The sequence below is a fragment of the Pseudomonas sp. PDM27 genome (genome assembly GCF_019219205.1).
Lineage (GTDB): Bacteria > Pseudomonadota > Gammaproteobacteria > Pseudomonadales > Pseudomonadaceae > Aquipseudomonas > Aquipseudomonas laurylsulfatiphila.
This window is the reverse complement of record NZ_JAHUWF010000004.1, coordinates 402396-420654: the sequence shown is the minus strand read 5'-3', so window position 1 is coordinate 420654 and position 18259 is coordinate 402396. Positions and strand designations below refer to the sequence as shown.

The following is an 18259-nucleotide window of genomic DNA, read 5'->3' as shown; positions in this document are numbered from 1 at the left end:
ATTTTGTACATCGGCTGTCGCTCAACCTGACTTCTGCGTGCTGAAACCGGCATCCGCCAAGGTGTCCGGCGAGCACCGCAGATCGCCGATCATCAACACGTTGTTTTCACTGCGGTGCTTGTCGGTATCGAGCCGGAACTGGCACAGCAACTGGTCGGCGTAACGCACTTCGAGGGTCGGTGAACCGGCATGCATTTCCATCGAGAAGAAGCCATCGACTTCACTCACCCCACGACTGGCGTGGTTGATCACGTGGTGGCCCTTGAGCGGCCGGCCTTGTGGATCGACGAGACGTCCGAGCACGGTCAGGGTTTTCATCACGTAGACCTTGCGGTACTCCACGCCGCCCTTGTTCAGGTGGTAGCGGGTGCGAGCCGGCTCAATGTTGGCCGCTGGCGCGTGATTGCCTTCGAAATCGAAGCTCACGGAACTGTTCCTGTAGGCCGTCAGCGGTATGAAATTGCGCCCCGGACGCAATGCCGCGCTGCCGCCGCTGAGGTCGTCGGCGCGTAACGCGATGCCGTCGATATCGGACTCGACATCGACAATCATCCCGGCCCCTCGTCCTTGATGCTGACTGGTCAGGGCCATGCGCTGGCCACCGACGACCACGGTGCTGTCCAGGTTCAAGCCGCCGGTGAAGTTGTCGTTGAACGACGAACGCTGGATAAAGCCGTCGCCGTTGATCGCGTCGGTGCGAAAGTTCGCCAGGCTCGACAGGCCGACGCCGTAGGTGTCGGTCAGCGCAGTCACCGAGACGCTCTGCAGGATGTGGTCTTGCAGGTCTTTGCGATAACCGAGCGAGGCGTTGGTGTCGCGGCTGCCATCACGGGCAGTGCGGCTGCCGATGCTGCCGGAAACCTGCTGCCCCGGCCCGCCGAGCGCCACGCTGATGCTCAGGTCGACCCCGCGATTGCGCGCATCGCCGCTGCTGTAGCTGCCGGGCCGATCGAACAGTGACAACCGCCAGTTGGCGTCGCTGCCCAGCAGCATGGTGCGCTGCGTCCAGCCCAGGTCGACGCCGACGCCTTCGACGTTGCCGTCACTGTGGGAGACCCGCGCGTTGAGCGAACTCTTGCGGCTGATGCGGTGGTTCAGCGCCAGCGATGAATTGCTGGTCTCGCCGGTGAACACATTGCGTTGGCGCACACGGGTGCCGTCGGGCAGCGTGTCGTAGGTGTTGGTGGTGTCGAGCCAGCTACGGTTGTGGCTCACCACCAGACTGCCGGAACCATAGTTGTAGAGCGCTTGCAGATCGGCGCCGGTGCCGTGGTCTTCGGTCTGGTACAGATTGGCATAGAGGCTGACGCTGTTGGCCAGGCTCCAGTCAATGGAACCGCCGTACTGCAGCGTGTTGCGCACCTGACGTGCCGAGAGCCCGAGGATGACCCGTGGGTGCAGCAGGTAATTGATCGCGGCACCCGCCGTCGCATCGCCACTGTCCTGTTGATCCCAGTTGCTCAGCAGCTTGCTTTCCTGGCCGGCGAACAGGTTGTAGCGCCAGCGCTCCTCAACGTTGCGCCAGTTGGTCGGTTTGTAGATCAGCTCCTGAGTGGTCGAGGTGACCTGGCCGTCTTCGATCAAGCGCACTTCCACATCGTAGATGCCGCCGGGCAACGGGCGGGTATCGAGGGTTTGCAAACCGGCGGGCACCGATTGGGTGTTGAGCAGCAGACCATCGCGATAAATTTCCACCGACGCCTGGCGATTGGCGGTGACATAGATCGGATAAACGCTGGGTTTGGGGCTGTCGATCGCCAGGCTGTCGGAGCTGCCGTACATCACGCCCACGGCGGTGTCGGGGCTGGTGCCGAACGAACGGGGCTGGCGGGTAAGGCCTTCGGAATTGGGGGTGAAGTAGCCCAGGCGGAAAAAACTGCCTTGCAGTTCGCGCTGGGTGTAGAGCTCATGCACCGCGTGATAAGTCTTGTCATCCGGCCCGCCGAGACGCGCCAGTTGCATGTTGAAGGTCTGGCTCCAGTTGCCCAGGCTGCCGCTGGCCTCCAGGCCATAACGTCCGCCCAGGTCCTGACCCTGGCCGCCGTTGAGGTTGAGCTGGTTGCGCACCATCAGGCCGTTGCTGCCGCCTTCGGGCTGATCGTAGAAACGCTTGGCCTCAGTGTCGCGCTCGGCATTTTCGGTGACGATCGACAGCAATGAGTTTTCCAGGTTGTAGTGCACCGCCAGCATCTGCTCGGGGCATTGGCCGCTGCAGGTGCCCAATGCCACGCCGGGTTTAAGAATGCCGGCCCAGGTGTCGCGTTCGCCGACGCTGAAACGGCTGTCGCTGGTATCGGTGAAATCGAGCAAGGTGACCCGGTCATCCCGGGACAACACGATCATCGCCTCGCCAAGGGGTTGTTGATCGAGCTCGATCCGCACGGCCAATGGCACATCGAAGAAATGTTCCTCGAAATCGGCCGGCAGACCCTTGGCCTGGGCCAGTAAACTTCGAGGCGTATTATCAACGGAAGTCGGCGCCGCAAATGCGCTGCTACATAACAGCAACGCAAGCGTTGCCGCGATGGGCGTCATCGGGAACATGAACAAATACTCTGATTACAAGGAAGTCAAAGCCCGGTCGGCAAACTTGATAGTTTGCCGACCGGTTACGTTACTTTGAGCAAGTAAACGTTTTACCGTCGCAGCTGTTACTTATACGGAAGGTTCAACGACCAGCATGACGACACCGGTGTAATCACCTGCATCAGGTTTACCGCCCAGTGCACTGATCTTGAACGGTGCGCGATAGCGGACGTTGGACTCAGCTTCGCCAACAACTTCCTGCGAAGTGGTGGTCAGGGTTTTACCGTTGAGCTCGACTTTCAAGTCAATGGTCTTGTTTCCGGCGATCAGTTTCGGCACGCCTTCCAGGCGGGCGTTCACTTTGCCGGCGGTGTGCAGCACATCAAAGTGCCCGTCGACGGTCTTCATGGAGTCAGTGCCCGGGTTGTAGCTCATGTCCTGGTCCTTGTTGACCAGGTCCGAATCAACCGGCACCGCGTAGAAATCGTCGGATGGAACATGGGCCACAATGCTGATGGAGTGCTTGGCTTCGGTGGCGGAAAACGCCATCGAGGAACTCAGTGCCAGAACAGCCAGAGGAGCAGCGAACGCGATTTTCTTGAACATCTTTCAGTACCTGTCGTTTAAAAAAAGGATCTAAGTATTGAAAGTTTCGCTGAAGCAAAACAGTCACGAGCAGTGATGTTCCAGCGCAACTCTCAACGCCGAAAGATGATCGTTCAAACAATCTGGAAAGTAAGCAGGCAAGTTCCTCAAAGCGCGTAGCCAAAGGGCCACGACCATGGCATGAAAAATACTTTAATATTGATAAAGTCACTGTTCGACTGTCAGATCAAGACTACATAAAGCCAAATTACAGGCATTTAAGGTCGACAACGACACAGTAACTTCTGTAGGAGGGATATTACAAATCCAATGTATTAAGGCGTGAATCGGCAATTTAGAGAGTTAACACTAATTCCAACTTGTTCGCCTGTTCTAAAAGCCATTTTCGGAGCCGCGAAAGCGCCATTTTCAGTGGCGGTTTCGCCTCGCGTGGTGATCAGCCGTTGGTCGGGGGGTCTTGCGAATCACTAAAGATATATCTTAAGTTGTATCTAAACACGACGAGAGAGAACGCAAAAAATGAGAGACCATCATTCCCCCCACCGCGAACACGGCGACGGCCGCGACGGCTTCGAGAAACGCCCTGGCCGCGAACGCGGTGGGCGTGGCCCGCGGGTATTTGCCCCCGGCGACCTGAAACTGCTGCTGCTGGCGTTGATCGCCGAACAGCCGTGCCACGGCTACGACCTGATCCGCCAGATCGAAGGCATGTTCGATGGCGCCTACAGTCCCAGTCCCGGCGTGATCTACCCGACCCTGACGTTTCTTGAAGAAAGCGAATTGATTACCGGCGATGCCGAAGGCGGCAAAAAACGCTACAGCGTGACCGACGCCGGACGCCAGTCCCTGACCGATCAAGCCGTCGCCCTTGAAGGTGTGCGGGTGCGCATCGATGTCAGCAAGCGTTCGTTGCGCGGCCATGATCGCCCGGCCGAAATCCACGAGGCGGTGCACAACCTGCGCCATGCCCTGCAACTGCATCACGGCCGCTGGAGCGCGGAAGAAATCCAGCGCGTTGCAGCCCTGCTCAACGACACCGCCAAAGCCATCGTCGACGGCCCTGCCGTTCAACCCGTTCAGGAGAAAGCCGAATGACTGAAGTGATCGCGCAATCCATTCACCGCGTCATGCATGAGATCAAACGCCGTCGCCTGGAGGTGTTGCGTGTGGTCGACCTGACCCCGCGCATGCGCCGGATTACCCTGGGCGGGCCGGAGCTGGCAGGCTTCGTCAGCCTGGGTACGGACGATCACGTCAAACTGTTGTTCCCGCAGAACGCCGAGCAGGCTGCGGCACTGGAAACCCTGGTGCTGGGCGCCGGCAAGGACAACGGCCCGCTGCCCGAGATGCGCGACTACACGCCGCGCCGCTATGACCTGAACACGCTGGAACTGGACATCGACTTCGTGCTGCACGGCGACGGCCCGGCCTCGACCTGGGCCGAACAGGCCAAACCGGGGCAGTTCCTGCACATCGGCGGGCCGCGGGGTTCGATGATCGTGCCGGACATGTTCGACAGCTACTTGCTGATCGGCGACGAAACCGCCCTGCCCGCCATCGCCCGGCGCCTCGAAAGCCTGGCGGCCAACCGCCGTGCGCTGGTGATCGTGGAAGTGGAAAACGGCAAGGAGCAGCAAGTGCTGGAAAGCGCTGCCGAGGTCAATGTGATCTGGGTGCTGCGCGAAGGTGGCAAGGACAATCTGCTGACCACCGTGCGCCAGATCCAGGTGCCGGCGGGCAGCCTGTACGCGTGGGTGGCGACCGAGAGCAAGGTGTCGCGGCAGATTCGTCGGGTGTTGCTCGATGAGCATGGGCTGGATGATCAATTCGTCAAGGCGGTGGGTTACTGGCGGCTGGATGGCACTGACGAGGAGTGACCACCTTACCTGTGGCGAGGGAGCTTGCTCCCGCTCGGCTGCGAAGCAGTCGCAAAATCAGCAACCGAAGTTATCCAGACACAACCCGGTTGCAGGTTTCAGCACTGCTGCGCAGTGCAGCGGGAGCAAGCTCCCTCGCCACAAAAGTGCCTACATTCGAGCGCGCCACCGATCCAGCGCCACCACCCACAACGCAATCACCACAAACCCCAGCAACAATCCCCCGGCGTTGATGAACACCTGTGGATAACCCAGTTTGTCCACATCGATGAACGGGTACGGATAAGTCGCCAGCAAATGCCCGCGCAGCAACGAGTAAGCGAAGTACACCAATGGATAAATCACCCACAACGCGATATGCCCCCAGCGCACCGAGCCTTTCGGTACACAGAACCACCAATACCCCAGGAACAGCAGCGGCATGACGTCATGCATCAGCTCATCGGCCAGCCATTGCCAGCCTTCGGGATGCCATAGATGACGAAGCAATACGCTGTACGCCAGGCCGACGACAGTGATGCTCACAGCAACGCCACTCATGACCCAGGGCTGTAAAAACCAGCGTCGCGCGGCGGACTCGCGGGACGTCAGTTCACAGGTCAGCACCGTCGCCACCAGGGTGTTGCTCAGCACGGTGAAATAGCTGAAAAAACTCACCAGCCCACCGATCAGGCTGGCCCCCAGCGTCCAGCGCGAATAGAAAATCAGGTACATCTGGATGCTCAATCCCGCCCAGCCGAGCATGGCAGCCACGACCACAAAACGGCGGCGCAACACGCAAGGATTGACCATGTTCAGAGCGGTCGTTTGGTGCGCATCAACTTCACATACAGACGTTCGACCTTCTCCCGCGCCCAGGGGGTTTTACGCAGGAACGTCAGGCTCGACTTGATGCTCGGGTCGCTCTTGAAGCAGCGGATATCGATGCGTTCGGCCAGCCCCGACCATTCGTAATGTTCAACCAGGGCGTTGAGGATTTGCTCCAGCGTCACGCCGTGCAGCGGGTCGATGTTGTGTTCGGTCATGCCGGGCCTTTAAGCAGAGTGGGAATTGGAAGTCGCGCACCATAGCCGAGGGTTTCGTCGGGTGGAAGCGATCTATCAAATGTAGGTGAACTTGTAGGAGCGAGCTTGCTCGCGATGGACTCGAACGAAAACGCGTCAACCCGGAATGAACGCGTTATCGTTAGCGACCATCGCGAGCAAGCTCGCTCCTACAACTGTTACCAAATCCGAAAGGCTGCATGTCAGTAAAAGCCCTTTCTCTATTTGTAACAGATCATTATCCTTGCACCCGCTTTAGCTGAAACGCTTCTGCTAGCCATTTCTTCCGTTCAATCCCCAGAAAAAGATCAAGAATTTCTTCTCTATGCCTGATTTCCAGCTTTCGAAAGACAGCGCTGTCTTCAAACCTGTTGCCTGCCGAAAAACCTTCAGCCTGATAGGCGGACTCACCGCTTTGGGCCTTGCCACTTGCGCTCACTCGGCTCCTGCCTTCGATAGCGATTCACCGTGGATTCTCGGCGACTGGAACGGCACTCGCAGCGAACTTGCGGAAAAAGGCTACGACTTCAAAGCCGATTACACCGGTGAAATGGGCAGCAATCTGCATGGCGGCTACGACCACGACCGCACCGCCCGCTACAGCGACCAGTTCGGCCTGGGCACCCATCTGGACTTGCAGAAAATCCTCGGCTGGGACGATGCCGAGTTCCAGCTGACCATCACCGAACGCAGCGGCAACAACATCAGCAACGACCGCATCAACGATCCGCGTGTCGGCGGCTTCACCTCGGCCCAGGAAGTCTGGGGCCGCGGCCAGACCTGGCGCCTGACGCAGATGTGGTACCAGCAGAAATTCTTCGACGAAAAACTCGACATCAAGGTCGGCCGCTTCGGCGAAGGCGAAGACTTCAACAGCTTCCCTTGCGACTTCCAGAACCTGGCGTTCTGCGGCTCCCAGGTCGGCAACTGGGCGGGTGACATCTGGTACAACTGGCCGGTCAGCCAGTGGGCGATGCGGGTCAAATATCACCTGACGCCAGAGCTTTATGCACAGGTCGGCGCGTACGAACAGAACCCGTCGAACCTCGATCGCAATAACGGCTTCAAGCTCAGCGGCAGCGGCACCCAGGGCGCGGTCCTGCCGGTGGAACTGGTGTGGACGCCGAAACTCAACGGCCTGCCGGGTGAATACCGCGCCGGTTACTACTACAGCAGCGCCAACGCCACCGACGTCTACAAGGACAGCAACGGCCAGCCTGCCGCCCTGAGTGGCGAAGCCTACCGCAGCGCCTCGAGCAAGCACGGCATGTGGCTGGGCCTCCAGCAGCAAGTCACCAGCCTGGCCAGCGATCATTCCCGCGGCCTGAGCCTGTTCGCCAACGGCACGATGCACGACAAGAAGACCAATGCCATCGACAACTACGTCCAGGCCGGTCTCGTCTACAAAGGCCTGCTCGATGCCCGGTCCAGGGACGACATCGGTTTTGCCATGGCCCGCGTCCACGTCAACCCGGCCTATCGCAAGAACGCCGAGGCGACCAACCAGGCCAATGTCGTTTTCGACTACGACAATCCGTCCTACCTGCCGCCCCAGGACACCGAATACAGCACCGAACTCTATTACGGCGTGCACGTGACCAACTGGCTGACCGTGCGCCCGAACCTGCAATACATCCGCCATCCCGGCGGCGTAAACGAAGTCGATGACGCGCTGATTGGCGGGATCAAGGTCCAGTCGTCGTTCTGAGCAACCACACAAAACCTTTGTAGGAGCGAGCTTGCTCGCGATGGACGTCAACGATAACGCTTCGAGCCTGACACCCCGCGGCGTTCTCAGGTTTCTCGCGAGCAGGCTCGCTCCTACAAGGACTGCGTCAACCACACCGGTTTTATGAACCCTGCCCGCGCCGGATCGTCATCTACAGTGAACTGGCGCAGGACTACTTGAAACATCACGGAGAATCACACTATGAGCACTGATGGTGCCTTGGGTCGAAGCCGTCTGTTGCCGACCCTGCTCGGCATACTGCTTCTGCTAATGGGCCTGGCCATGCTGGCCGGGGGGATCAAGCTGAGCATGCTCGGCGGCTCGCTGTACTACCTGCTGGCCGGCATCGGCATTGCGCTGAGCGGCGTGTTGCTGATCGCCGCCCGCCGCGCGGCGCTGGGCCTGTACGCACTGGTGCTGTTCGCCAGTACTGTCTGGGCGCTGTGGGAAGTCGGCCTCGACTGGTGGCAACTGGTGCCGCGCCTGGCGCTGTGGTTCGCACTCGGCGTGGTGATGCTGCTGCCGTGGTTCCGTCGTCCATTGCTGATCAACGGCCCTGCCCCTCTGGGTACGGGCGCCTTGAGCGTGGCCGTGGTCCTGGCCGGTGTTACCGCCGTGGCCAGCCAGTTCACCCACCCGGGAGAGACCTTGGGCGAACTGGGCCGCGACACCGCGGACATGACCAGCACCGCGCCGCAAATGCCCGAAGGCGACTGGCAGGCCTATGGCCGCAGCGAATTCGGTGACCGCTACTCGCCGCTCAAGCAGATCACCCCGGCCAACGTCGGCAAGCTGCAAGAAGCCTGGCGCATCCAGACCGGCGATCTGCCCACCGCCGATGACCCGGTGGAGCTGACCAACGAAAACACCCCGCTCAAGGCCAACGGCATGCTCTATGCCTGCACCGCCCATAGCAAGGTGCTGGCGCTGGACCCGGACACCGGCAAGGAACTGTGGCGTTTCGACCCGCAGATCAAGAGCCCGGTGGGCTTCAAGGGCTTCGCCCACATGACCTGCCGCGGCGTGTCGTACTACGACGAAGCGGCCTACGCCCAGTCTGAAAACGCGGCCTCCGCCGTCATCTCTGAAGCCGGAAAAGCCGTCGCCCAGGCCTGCCCGCGTCGCCTGTACCTGCCAACCGCCGATGCACGCCTGATCGCACTCAACGCCGATACCGGCAAGGTCTGCGAAGGTTTCGGTAAAAACGGTGTGGTTGACCTGACCCAGGGCATCGGCCCGTTCACTCCCGGTGGCTACTATGCCACCTCGCCGGCAGCGATCACCCGTGACCTGGTGATCATGGGCGGCCACGTCACCGACAACGAGTCGACCAACGAGCCCTCCGGCGTGATCCGTGCCTTTGACGTACACGACGGTCATCTGGTGTGGAACTGGGACAGCAACAATCCAGACGCGACCGAACCACTGCCAGAAGGCGAACACTACAGCCGCAACTCGGCCAACATGTGGTCGCTGGCCAGCGTCGACGAAAAACTCGGCATGGTCTACCTGCCACTGGGCAACCAGACCCCTGACCAGTGGGGCGCAGACCGCACCCCGGGCGCCGAGAAGTTCAGCGCCGGCCTGGTCGCGCTGGACCTGGCCACCGGCAAGGTACGCTGGAACTACCAGTTCACTCACCATGACCTGTGGGACATGGACGTCGGCAGTCAGCCAACCCTGCTGGACATGAAGACCGCCGACGGCATCAAGCCGGCCGTGATCCAACCGACCAAGCAAGGCAGCCTGTATGTACTTGACCGTCGTGACGGCACGCCGATCATCCCGATCAAGGAAATCCCGGCTCCGCAAGGCGCCGTGAAAGGTGACCACACCGCGCCGACCCAGGCCCGTTCGGACCTGAACCTGCTGGCCCCGGAACTGACCGAAAAAGCCATGTGGGGTGCCAGCCCGTTCGACCAGATGCTGTGCCGCATCCAGTTCAAGGAATTGCGCTACGAAGGCCAGTACACCCCGCCGTCGGAACAGGGCAGCCTGATCTATCCGGGTAACGTCGGCGTCTTCAACTGGGGCGGCGTTTCGGTCGACCCGGTTCGCCAGATGCTGTTCACCAGCCCGAACTACATGGCCTTCGTCTCGAAAATGGTGCCTCGCGCCGAAGTCGCGGCCGACAGCAAGCGCGAGAGCGAAACAGCGGGCGTGCAACCGAACACCGGCGCACCTTACGCGGTGATCATGCACCCGTTCATGTCGCCATTCGGCGTACCGTGCCAGGCGCCGGCCTGGGGCTACGTGGCCGGCATCGACCTGACCACAAATAAAGTCGTGTGGAAACGCAAGAACGGCACCAGCCGCGACAGCTCGCCGTTGCCTATCGGCCTGCCACTCGGCGTGCCAAGCATGGGCGGTTCGATGGTCACCGCCGGCGGCGTCGGCTTCCTCAGCGGCACGCTGGATCAGTACCTGCGCGCCTATGACGTCAACACCGGCAAGGAGCTTTGGAAATCGCGCCTGCCGGCTGGCGGTCAGGCTACGCCTATGACCTACACCGGCAAGGACGGCAAGCAATACGTGCTGTTGGTCGTCGGTGGCCACGGCTCACTGGGCACCAAAATGGGTGACTATGTGATTGCGTACAAACTGTCCGAATAAGTTTCAGCGGCAGTCAAAACGAAGGCGACTCCTGCGAAGGAGTCGCCTTTTTTATTATCACCACCATCCTCTGTAGGAGCTGCCGCAGGCTGCGATCTTTTAACCTTGGAAAATCAAAAGATCGCAGCCTTCGGCAGCTCCTACAAAAGCAAAGGCGCGGAGTGTGCGCAGAAATCCAGCTAACCTGTCTCTGCGCTGAACACGCCTTCGAAACACGGCGTTGCAGAAAATGACCGTTGAAACCACCGCCAACCTGCCCCATCTAAGACCCATACCCATTGTGCAGGTGCCCCCATGAGCGACCAGCAAGAATTCCCCGAAGACCCGAGCGAATACGCCGATCCGCAAAGCGCTCCACAGCACAAACCCGGCAAAGGCCTGGCCCTGCCCGGCCAGAACCTGCCGGACAAGGTCTACATCATCCCGATCCACAACCGGCCATTCTTCCCGGCCCAGGTCTTGCCGGTCATCGTCAACGAAGAGCCGTGGGCCGAGACCCTCGACCTGGTGGCCAAGTCCGAACACCACTCCCTGGCCCTGTTCTACATGGACACGCCCCAGGAGGACCCGCGCCACTTCGACACCTCGGCCCTGCCGCTCTACGGCACCCTGGTCAAGGTCCACCACGCCAGCCGCGAAAACGGCAAACTGCAATTCGTCGCCCAGGGCCTGACCCGTGTGCGTCTGAAAACCTGGCTCAAGCACCATCGTCCGCCGTATCTGGTGGAAGTCGAATACCCCCACCAGCCCACCGAGCCGACCGACGAGGTCAAGGCCTACGGCATGGCGCTGATCAATGCGATCAAGGAACTGCTGCCGCTCAACCCGCTGTACAGCGAAGAGTTGAAGAACTACCTCAACCGCTTCAGCCCCAACGACCCGTCGCCGCTGACCGATTTCGCCGCCGCGCTCACCTCGGCCACCGGTAGCGAGCTGCAGGAAGTGCTCGACTGCGTGCCGATGCTCAAGCGCATGGAAAAAGTCCTGCCGATGCTGCGCAAGGAAGTCGAGGTCGCGCGCCTGCAAAAAGAGATTTCCGCCGAAGTTAACCGCAAGATCGGTGAACATCAGCGCGAGTTCTTCCTCAAGGAGCAACTCAAGGTCATCCAGCAGGAGCTGGGCCTGACCAAGGACGACCGCAGCGCCGACCTCGAACAGTTCGAACAGCGGCTGGTGGGCAAAGTCCTGCCGGCGCAGGTGCAGAAACGCCTGGAAGAGGAAATGAACAAGCTGTCGATCCTCGAGACCGGCTCGCCAGAGTATGCGGTCACCCGCAATTACATCGACTGGGCGACCTCGGTGCCGTGGGGCGTATACGGCGAGGACAAACTCGACCTCAAGCACGCGCGCAAGGTGCTGGACAAACACCACGCCGGCCTCGACGACATCAAGGACCGCATCCTCGAATTCCTCGCAGTCGGCGCCTACAAAGGCGAGATCAGCGGCTCCATCGTGTTGCTGGTCGGCCCGCCGGGCGTGGGCAAGACCAGCGTCGGCAAATCCATCGCCGAATCCCTGGGCCGGCCGTTCTACCGCTTCAGTCTTGGCGGCATGCGCGACGAAGCCGAGATCAAGGGCCACCGCCGCACCTACATCGGCGCGCAGCCGGGCAAACTGGTGCAGGCGTTGAAAGACGTCGAAGTGATGAACCCGGTGATCATGCTCGACGAGATCGACAAGATGGGCCAGAGCTACCAGGGCGACCCGGCCTCGGCCTTGCTGGAAACACTCGACCCGGAACAGAACGTCGAATTCCTCGACCACTATCTGGACCTGCGGATGGACCTGTCGAAAGTGTTGTTCGTGTGCACCGCCAACACCCTCGACTCGATCCCCGGCCCGTTGCTCGACCGCATGGAAGTGATTCGCCTGTCGGGCTACATCACCGAAGAAAAAGTCGCCATCGCCAAGCGTCACCTGTGGCCCAAGCAGCTTGAGAAAGCCGGTGTATCCAAGGGCAGCCTGAGCATCAGCGACAGCGCGCTCAAGGCGCTGGTCGACGGCTATGCCCGTGAAGCCGGCGTGCGCCAGCTGGAAAAAAACCTCGGCAAACTGGTGCGCAAAGCGGTGATGAAACTGCTCGACGATCCGAAAGCGGTGATCAAGCTTGGTCCGAAAGATCTCGAAGCGTCGCTCGGCAAACCGGTGTTCCGCAACGAGCAGGTGCTGGCGGGGGTCGGCGTGATCACCGGCCTTGCCTGGACCAGCATGGGCGGCGCCACCCTGCCGATCGAAGCCACGCGCATCCACACCCTCAACCGCGGGTTCAAGCTCACCGGGCAACTGGGTGACGTGATGAAAGAGTCGGCGGAGATCGCCTACAGCTACGTCAGCTCGCACTTGAAGTCCTATGGCGGTGATCCGAAGTTCTTCGACGAAGCCTTCGTCCACCTGCACGTGCCGGAAGGCGCCACGCCGAAAGACGGCCCGAGCGCCGGCGTGACCATGGCTAGCGCCCTGCTGTCGCTGGCACGCAACCAGCCACCGAAAAAAGGCGTGGCCATGACCGGTGAGCTGACGTTGACCGGGCATGTACTGCCGATTGGCGGGGTGCGCGAGAAGGTGATTGCGGCGCGGCGGCAGAAGATTTTCGAGCTGATCCTGCCGGAGGCCAACCGGGGTAATTTCGAAGAACTGCCGGAGTATCTGAAGGAGGGTATTACCGTGCACTTTGCCAAGCGGTTTGCGGATGTGGCGAAGGTGTTGTTCTGATGGTCATGTAGCGCCTGCTCCACCGCTATCGCGAGCAGGCTCGCTCCCACAGGATTGAGTCGGTCACAGAATTTGTGTACCCCCTTAATTACTGTGGGAGCGAGCCTGCTCGCGAAGGCGTCCTCCCAGACACCGCTGTACAGGCTGACTGTCACACTTTGTCTCATCTTAAGTTATGCTCGCCGTTCGTCGCCAACGCCGGAGCCCCCGACCCCATGTCCTCCATTCGCCTGCTTGTCCCCCTCGCCCTCGCCTTGCTGGCCGCGTGCGCCACGCAGCCTGCACACAACGTGACCGTGGAAAAACAGAGCGAATGCCCGGTGAAACTCAGCAACGGGCAAAACCTGATCCTGACCCTGCCGAGCAATCCGACCACGGGTTATCGCTGGGCGATCCAGGATTCCGCCGGCGGCGTACTGCACGCCTTGGGGCCTGAGGTGTATCGAAATCCGGAAGATGCCGGCATCGTCGGCTCGGCCGGGGTTTCGACCTGGCGCTTCCAGGCTTTTGCGAGCGGCACGGGACGTCTGCGCCTGACCTCGCAACAGCCGTGGGCGCCGGAAGTGCTGCCGGTGGACTCGTTCGACTGCGCGATTTCGGTCAACTGACCGTGGGCTGGCTGATTCTGGCGCTGATGGGCGCGGTGACTTTCCTTTATGGCTTGAGCGTGCATGCCTCGATGCTGTGCCTGCTGGTCAAGCCGCTGCCGGTGCTGGCCTTGCTCGGCTGGCTGCACGACGCACCACCCGGCGAGTACCGGCGCTGGCTCAGCCTGGGCCTGATTTTCTCCTTGGTCGGCGACGTGTTGCTGGCCTTGCCGGGGGACTTGTTCGTGTTCGGCCTGGGCGCATTCCTGGTCGCCCACCTGGCGTATCTGAAAGCCTACTTGAGCGATTGCCGGCGCCTGGCTCTTTTACCCCTGATCATCGCCCTCGGGGTGGGTGCGGTGCTGTTGGGGATTCTGATTTCTCATGGATTGGGGCCACTACTGGTTCCGGTGATCGTCTACGGCCTGGCGATCAGCGCCATGCTCTGGCGCGCGCTGGCGCGGCTTGGCACCGACGTGCCCAAGCGCTCGGCCTTGCTGGCTGCCGGTGGTGCGGTGGCGTTTGTGTTTTCGGACAGTGTGATTGGCATCAGCCGGTTCGTGGTGCCGTTCGATGCGGCGCCCTACGTGATCATCCTCAGCTACTGGCTGGGGCAGTGGGGCATCACGGCATCGGCGTTCTCCCAAAGCAAACGCTGACCCCTGTGGCGAGGGGGCTTGTCGGAATGCCGCACCACCCCGTTCGGCGGCGCAGCCGTCGTAAACCCTGTTAGTCGGGTGTATCTGTGATTACCCGGTTGCATGGTTTTGGGACTGCTTCGCAGTCCAACGGGGGCAAGCCCCCTCGCCACAAGAGCACTCTCGGCTTTCAAACTGCATCAACCCACCCGCTTTATCAGACAACCCGCGCATCCCCACGCCAACTTGGCTAAAATGCCGGCCTTTTCACCGATACCGCTGGAACCGCCGTGAGCAAAGAACCCGATCGCCTTTTCGCCCAGCCTTTGGCCCAGGTGCCTGACTTCGCCTTTAACGAGGACGTGGTGCGGGTGTTCCCGGACATGATCAAGCGCTCGGTGCCGGGCTATCCGACCATCGTCGAAAACCTCGGCGTGCTCGCCGCGCAGTTCGCCCAACCAGGCAGCGTGCTCTACGACCTGGGCTCGTCCCTGGGTGCCGTGACCCAGGCCCTGCGCCGGCATGTGCGCACCGACGGTTGCCGCGTCATCGCTGTGGATAACTCCGCCGCCATGGTCGAGCGCTGCCGCGAATACCTCAATGGCCAGGACTCGATGTTCCAGGAGTTGTTGCCGGTCGAGGTGATCGAGGGCGACATCCTGGCGCTGGAGTTCCAGCCGGCCTCGGTGGTGGCGTTGAACTTCACCCTGCAATTCATCGCCCCGGACCAACGCACCGCGCTGTTGACGCGCATCCGTCAGTCGCTGTTGCCCGGCGGTGCCCTGATCCTCTCGGAAAAACTGCGCTTCGAAGACGAGCAGGAACACGCGTTGCTCACCGACCTGCACATCGCCTTCAAACGCGCCAACGGCTACAGCGAGCTGGAAATCGCCCAGAAGCGCAGCGCCATCGAAAACGTCATGAAGCCCGACAGCCTCGAAGAACACCGCGAACGCCTGTTGGCCGCCGGGTTCTCGAAAGTCGTGCCGTGGTTCCAGTGTCTTAACTTTGCCTCGTTGATTGCCCTGCCATGATTGATCTGTCTCCCCTCGCCCGCCGTCTGGCCGGCACGCCGCTGGCCGAATGGGCCAACACCCTGCAGGCGCAACTCGACAAGAAAATGGAAAAGGGCCATGGCGACCTGGAGCGCTGGCAAAGCGCGCTGGACGCCCTGCCAAGGATCCAGCCAAGCGAAGTCGATTTGCTCAACGGCCTGAAGCTGGACACCGATTGCAGCGACGAGACACGCGCGCAAATGCGTTCCGCGTTGATGGGCCTGTCGCCGTGGCGCAAGGGGCCGTTCGACCTGTTCGGTGTGCATGTCGACACCGAATGGCGCTCGGACTGGAAGTGGTCGCGGGTCGCCCCGCATCTGGACCTTGCGGGCAAGCGCATCCTCGATGTCGGCTGCGGCAACGGCTATTACATGTGGCGCATGCTCGGCGCCGGTGCCGACAGCGTGATCGGTGTCGACCCGAACTGGCTGTTCTTCTGCCAGTTCCAGGCGGTGCAGCGCTACCTGTCCGAACCGAACGCCTGGCACCTGCCCTTCCCCTTCGAAGACCTGCCGCCGAACCTCGAAGGCTTCGACACGGTGTTTTCCATGGGCGTGTTCTACCATCGCCGCTCGCCCATCGAGCATTTGCTGGCGCTGAAGGATTGCCTGGTCAAGGGCGGTGAGCTGGTGCTGGAGACGCTGGTGGTCGAAGGCGACAAGCACCAGGTGCTGGTACCGGAAGACCGCTACGCGCAGATGCGCAACGTGTGGTTCCTGCCGTCGGTGCCGGCGCTGGAGTTGTGGTTGCGACGTGCCGGGTTCAGCGATGTGAAGTGCGTGGATGTGAGCACCACCACGGTCGAGGAACAGCGCGGGACGGAATGGATGAAGTATCAGTCGCTGAGCGACTTCCTCGATCCCGAGGATCACAGCAAGACAATTGAAGGGCTGCCGGCACCGATGCGGGCGGTGATTGTGGCCCGTAAATAACAGCAAGATCAAAAGATCGCAGCCTGCGGCAGCTCCTACAGGGGGGGTCTGTGTTCAGTCGGAAGGTTTTGCTCTTCGGGCCTTGAAGAACTCACTTAAAACAGCCCCGCACTCCTCCGCCAACACCCCACCCTCATGCAACACCCGGTGATTCAAAAAGCCCTGGGTAAAGAACTGCCCCTGGCTCTGCACAATCCCCGCCTTGGGCTCCAGCGCGCCATACACCACCCGCGTGATCCGCGAATGCACGATCAGCCCAGCGCACATGCTGCACGGCTCCAGCGTCACATACAGCGTACTGCCGGGCAGGCGATAGTTGCTGACAGCCTCGGCGGCGGCGCGGATCGCGACCATCTCGGCGTGGGCACTGGGATCGCTGGTGCTGATCGGGCAGTTGAAGCCTCGCCCGATGATTTCACCGTCCTGCACCAGCACCGCGCCCACCGGCACTTCGCCCAGGGCCGCGCCCTGGGCGGCCAGGGCCAGGGCTTCACGCATGAATTCGCGATCACGGCTGCGGTCGATGATGGCGGCGGGACGAATCTGACGCATCACGCCACCTCGATGGCGGCCATCAGGCCGGTTTCCATGTGATCGATCACATGGCAGTGGAACATCCAGACCCCGGGGTTATCCGCCACCAGCGCCACTTGCGCGCGCTCGTTCTTGCCCAGCAGATAAGTGTCGGTGAAGTACGGAATCACCTTGTGCCGGTTCGAGGCGATGACCTTGAAGCTCATGCCGTGCAGGTGAATCGGGTGCTGATACTGGGTCATGTTCTTCAATTCGAAAATGTAGCTCTTGCCCTTTTCCAGCTTGGCAATCGGACGGTCGGCGCAGGTCTTGTCGGTGATGTCCCAGGCCTTGCCGTTGATCTGCCACAGGCTCGGCGGCTTGCCGTTGTCGACGTTGACCGACACCGAGCCGACCCATTCGAAATTGAAGTTGAGTTTCACGGCATTGGCCAGGTCCGGCTCGGCAATCGGGTTGGCCGGCAGTGCGGGCGGCCATTCGCTCGGTGCATCGGCATTGGCCACTGAACGCAAGGTACCCAGGCGCACCGGGCCGTTGCGCAAGGACAACTCTTCACCGGCCGGCGGCGCCTTGATCGCCAGACAAATGCGCATGCCAGGACCGAGCCAGTATTCCTTGCCCAGCGGGCGCGGTTCGATGGGGTTGCCGTCCAGCGCATAGATCTGCGCTTCGACGCCGGGAATGTTCAGGCGATAGGTCAGGGTGTTATCGAGATTGAGAATGCGCACCCGGGTGATCTGCCCGGCCGGCAAGTCGATCACCGCCTGCGGCACACCGTTGATGGTCGCCAGGCGTCCCGCCGTGCCGCCACGGGCCGCTTCCCGGGGAATGCTGAACTCGACGAAATTGCCGACCTCGTCGACATGCCAGCTCTTGAGGCTCAAGGTCTTTTCGTATTTGAAACCGGTGGGCTCGCGCTCTTCGATGATCAGCGGTCCCACCAGGCCACGGCCGAGCTCTTCGCTGCTGTTCACGTGCGGGTGATACCAATAGCTGCCGGCATCCGGTACGCGGAACTTGTAGTCGAAGTACTCGCCCGGCAGCACCGGCAATTGCGAGACGTAGGGTACGCCGTCCATTTCCAGCGGCAGGCGGATGCCGTGCCAGTGAATGGTGGTCGCCACCGGCAAGTGGTTGATGAAGCGCACCCGCAGCCATTCACCTTGGCGCACCCGCAACTCGGTGCCCGGCGCCGACGGGCCGAAGGCCCATGCCTGGGTCTTGTGCCCGGCCACCAACTCCACGTCCAACGGCGCCGCAATCAGCTCATAGTCGTGACCGGCATCCGCATCGGCCATCTTGCCCAGCCAGTAGCGCGACGCACCACCGGCTCCCACGCCAACGACAACAAGACCGGTCAGGCCACCGAGTATTTGGCGACGGGTAAAGGACATGAACTCAACTACC

The 18259-nt window shown here is 61.3% G+C and carries 16 protein-coding genes; 9 read left to right on the top strand and 7 right to left on the bottom strand.

What is annotated here, in order from left to right; translation table 11 throughout:
• Nucleotides 1-21: 21 nt before the first annotated feature.
• Entirely contained in the window at nt 22-2544 is a 2523-nt protein-coding gene (locus tag KW838_RS12075) for a CS1-pili formation C-terminal domain-containing protein (RefSeq protein ID WP_218501174.1), read from the bottom strand.
• A gap of 111 nt (nt 2545-2655) precedes the next feature.
• Nucleotides 2656-3132 carry a CS1 type fimbrial major subunit gene (locus KW838_RS12070; RefSeq protein WP_218501173.1) on the bottom strand — a complete coding sequence of 159 codons (477 nt, stop codon included), beginning with the start codon at nt 3130-3132 and terminating at the stop codon, nt 2656-2658.
• A 519-nt stretch (nt 3133-3651) separates the two neighbouring features.
• Between KW838_RS12070 and KW838_RS12065 the strand changes: the two genes are divergently transcribed.
• Nucleotides 3652-4227, top strand: a complete 576-nt coding sequence (locus KW838_RS12065) for a PadR family transcriptional regulator (RefSeq protein WP_218501172.1) — start codon at nt 3652-3654, stop codon at nt 4225-4227.
• Nucleotides 4224-5009, top strand: a complete 786-nt coding sequence (locus KW838_RS12060; protein ID WP_218501171.1) for a siderophore-interacting protein — start codon at nt 4224-4226, stop codon at nt 5007-5009. The genes KW838_RS12065 and KW838_RS12060 overlap by 4 nt, the downstream gene beginning before the upstream one ends.
• Nucleotides 5010-5159: 150 nt before the next feature.
• Here the strand turns inward: KW838_RS12060 and KW838_RS12055 are convergent, their stop codons facing one another.
• The 3 genes from KW838_RS12055 to KW838_RS29880 all read right to left on the bottom strand — a co-directional run bounded on the left by KW838_RS12055 (nt 5160) and on the right by KW838_RS29880 (nt 6491).
• Nucleotides 5160-5801 (bottom strand): Pr6Pr family membrane protein, encoded by a 642-nt coding sequence (locus tag KW838_RS12055; RefSeq protein ID WP_102699086.1) that lies wholly within the window; start codon nt 5799-5801, stop codon nt 5160-5162.
• 2 nt (nt 5802-5803) lie between these two features.
• On the bottom strand, nt 5804-6034 hold the full coding sequence (locus tag KW838_RS12050) for a VF530 family DNA-binding protein (protein WP_007975135.1): 231 nt from the start codon (nt 6032-6034) through the stop codon (nt 5804-5806).
• A gap of 256 nt (nt 6035-6290) precedes the next feature.
• Complete coding sequence (locus tag KW838_RS29880) at nt 6291-6491, bottom strand: hypothetical protein (protein WP_371317830.1); 201 nt, start codon at nt 6489-6491, stop codon at nt 6291-6293.
• On the opposite strand from KW838_RS29880, the gene KW838_RS12045 reads away from it, so the two are divergent.
• The 7 genes from KW838_RS12045 to cmoB all read left to right on the top strand — a co-directional run bounded on the left by KW838_RS12045 (nt 6468) and on the right by cmoB (nt 16318).
• On the top strand, nt 6468-7760 hold the full coding sequence (locus KW838_RS12045; protein ID WP_371317829.1) for a carbohydrate porin: 1293 nt from the start codon (nt 6468-6470) through the stop codon (nt 7758-7760). The genes KW838_RS29880 and KW838_RS12045 overlap by 24 nt on opposite strands.
• 222 nt (nt 7761-7982) lie before the next feature.
• Nucleotides 7983-10394 carry a glucose/quinate/shikimate family membrane-bound PQQ-dependent dehydrogenase gene (locus tag KW838_RS12040; RefSeq protein WP_218501169.1) on the top strand — a complete coding sequence of 804 codons (2412 nt, stop codon included), beginning with the start codon at nt 7983-7985 and terminating at the stop codon, nt 10392-10394.
• Between the two features lie 294 nt (nt 10395-10688).
• Nucleotides 10689-13106, top strand: coding sequence for an endopeptidase La (gene lon, locus KW838_RS12035; RefSeq protein ID WP_256358810.1), 2418 nt, complete (start codon nt 10689-10691; stop codon nt 13104-13106).
• 215 nt (nt 13107-13321) lie between these two features.
• A complete protein-coding gene (locus tag KW838_RS12030; protein ID WP_218501168.1) occupies nt 13322-13714 on the top strand; it encodes a protease inhibitor I42 family protein in 393 nt (130 codons plus the stop codon).
• A 2-nt stretch (nt 13715-13716) separates the two neighbouring features.
• Nucleotides 13717-14352, top strand: coding sequence for a lysoplasmalogenase (locus tag KW838_RS12025; RefSeq protein ID WP_218501203.1), 636 nt, complete (start codon nt 13717-13719; stop codon nt 14350-14352).
• Nucleotides 14353-14621: 269 nt separating this feature from the next.
• Nucleotides 14622-15365, top strand: a complete 744-nt coding sequence (gene cmoA, locus KW838_RS12020; protein ID WP_015093665.1) for a carboxy-S-adenosyl-L-methionine synthase CmoA — start codon at nt 14622-14624, stop codon at nt 15363-15365.
• Entirely contained in the window at nt 15362-16318 is a 957-nt protein-coding gene (gene cmoB / locus KW838_RS12015) for a tRNA 5-methoxyuridine(34)/uridine 5-oxyacetic acid(34) synthase CmoB (protein WP_218501167.1), read from the top strand. Before cmoA ends, cmoB begins: the two co-directional genes overlap by 4 nt.
• Before the next feature lie 54 nt (nt 16319-16372).
• On the opposite strand, the gene tadA is transcribed toward cmoB, so the two are convergent.
• Both tadA and KW838_RS12005 read right to left on the bottom strand, forming a co-directional pair.
• Nucleotides 16373-16870 carry a tRNA adenosine(34) deaminase TadA gene (tadA, locus tag KW838_RS12010; RefSeq protein WP_007973921.1) on the bottom strand — a complete coding sequence of 166 codons (498 nt, stop codon included), beginning with the start codon at nt 16868-16870 and terminating at the stop codon, nt 16373-16375.
• Nucleotides 16870-18246, bottom strand: coding sequence for a multicopper oxidase family protein (locus tag KW838_RS12005; RefSeq protein WP_218501166.1), 1377 nt, complete (start codon nt 18244-18246; stop codon nt 16870-16872). Before KW838_RS12005 ends, tadA begins: the two co-directional genes overlap by 1 nt.
• Nucleotides 18247-18259: the final 13 nt, after the last annotated feature.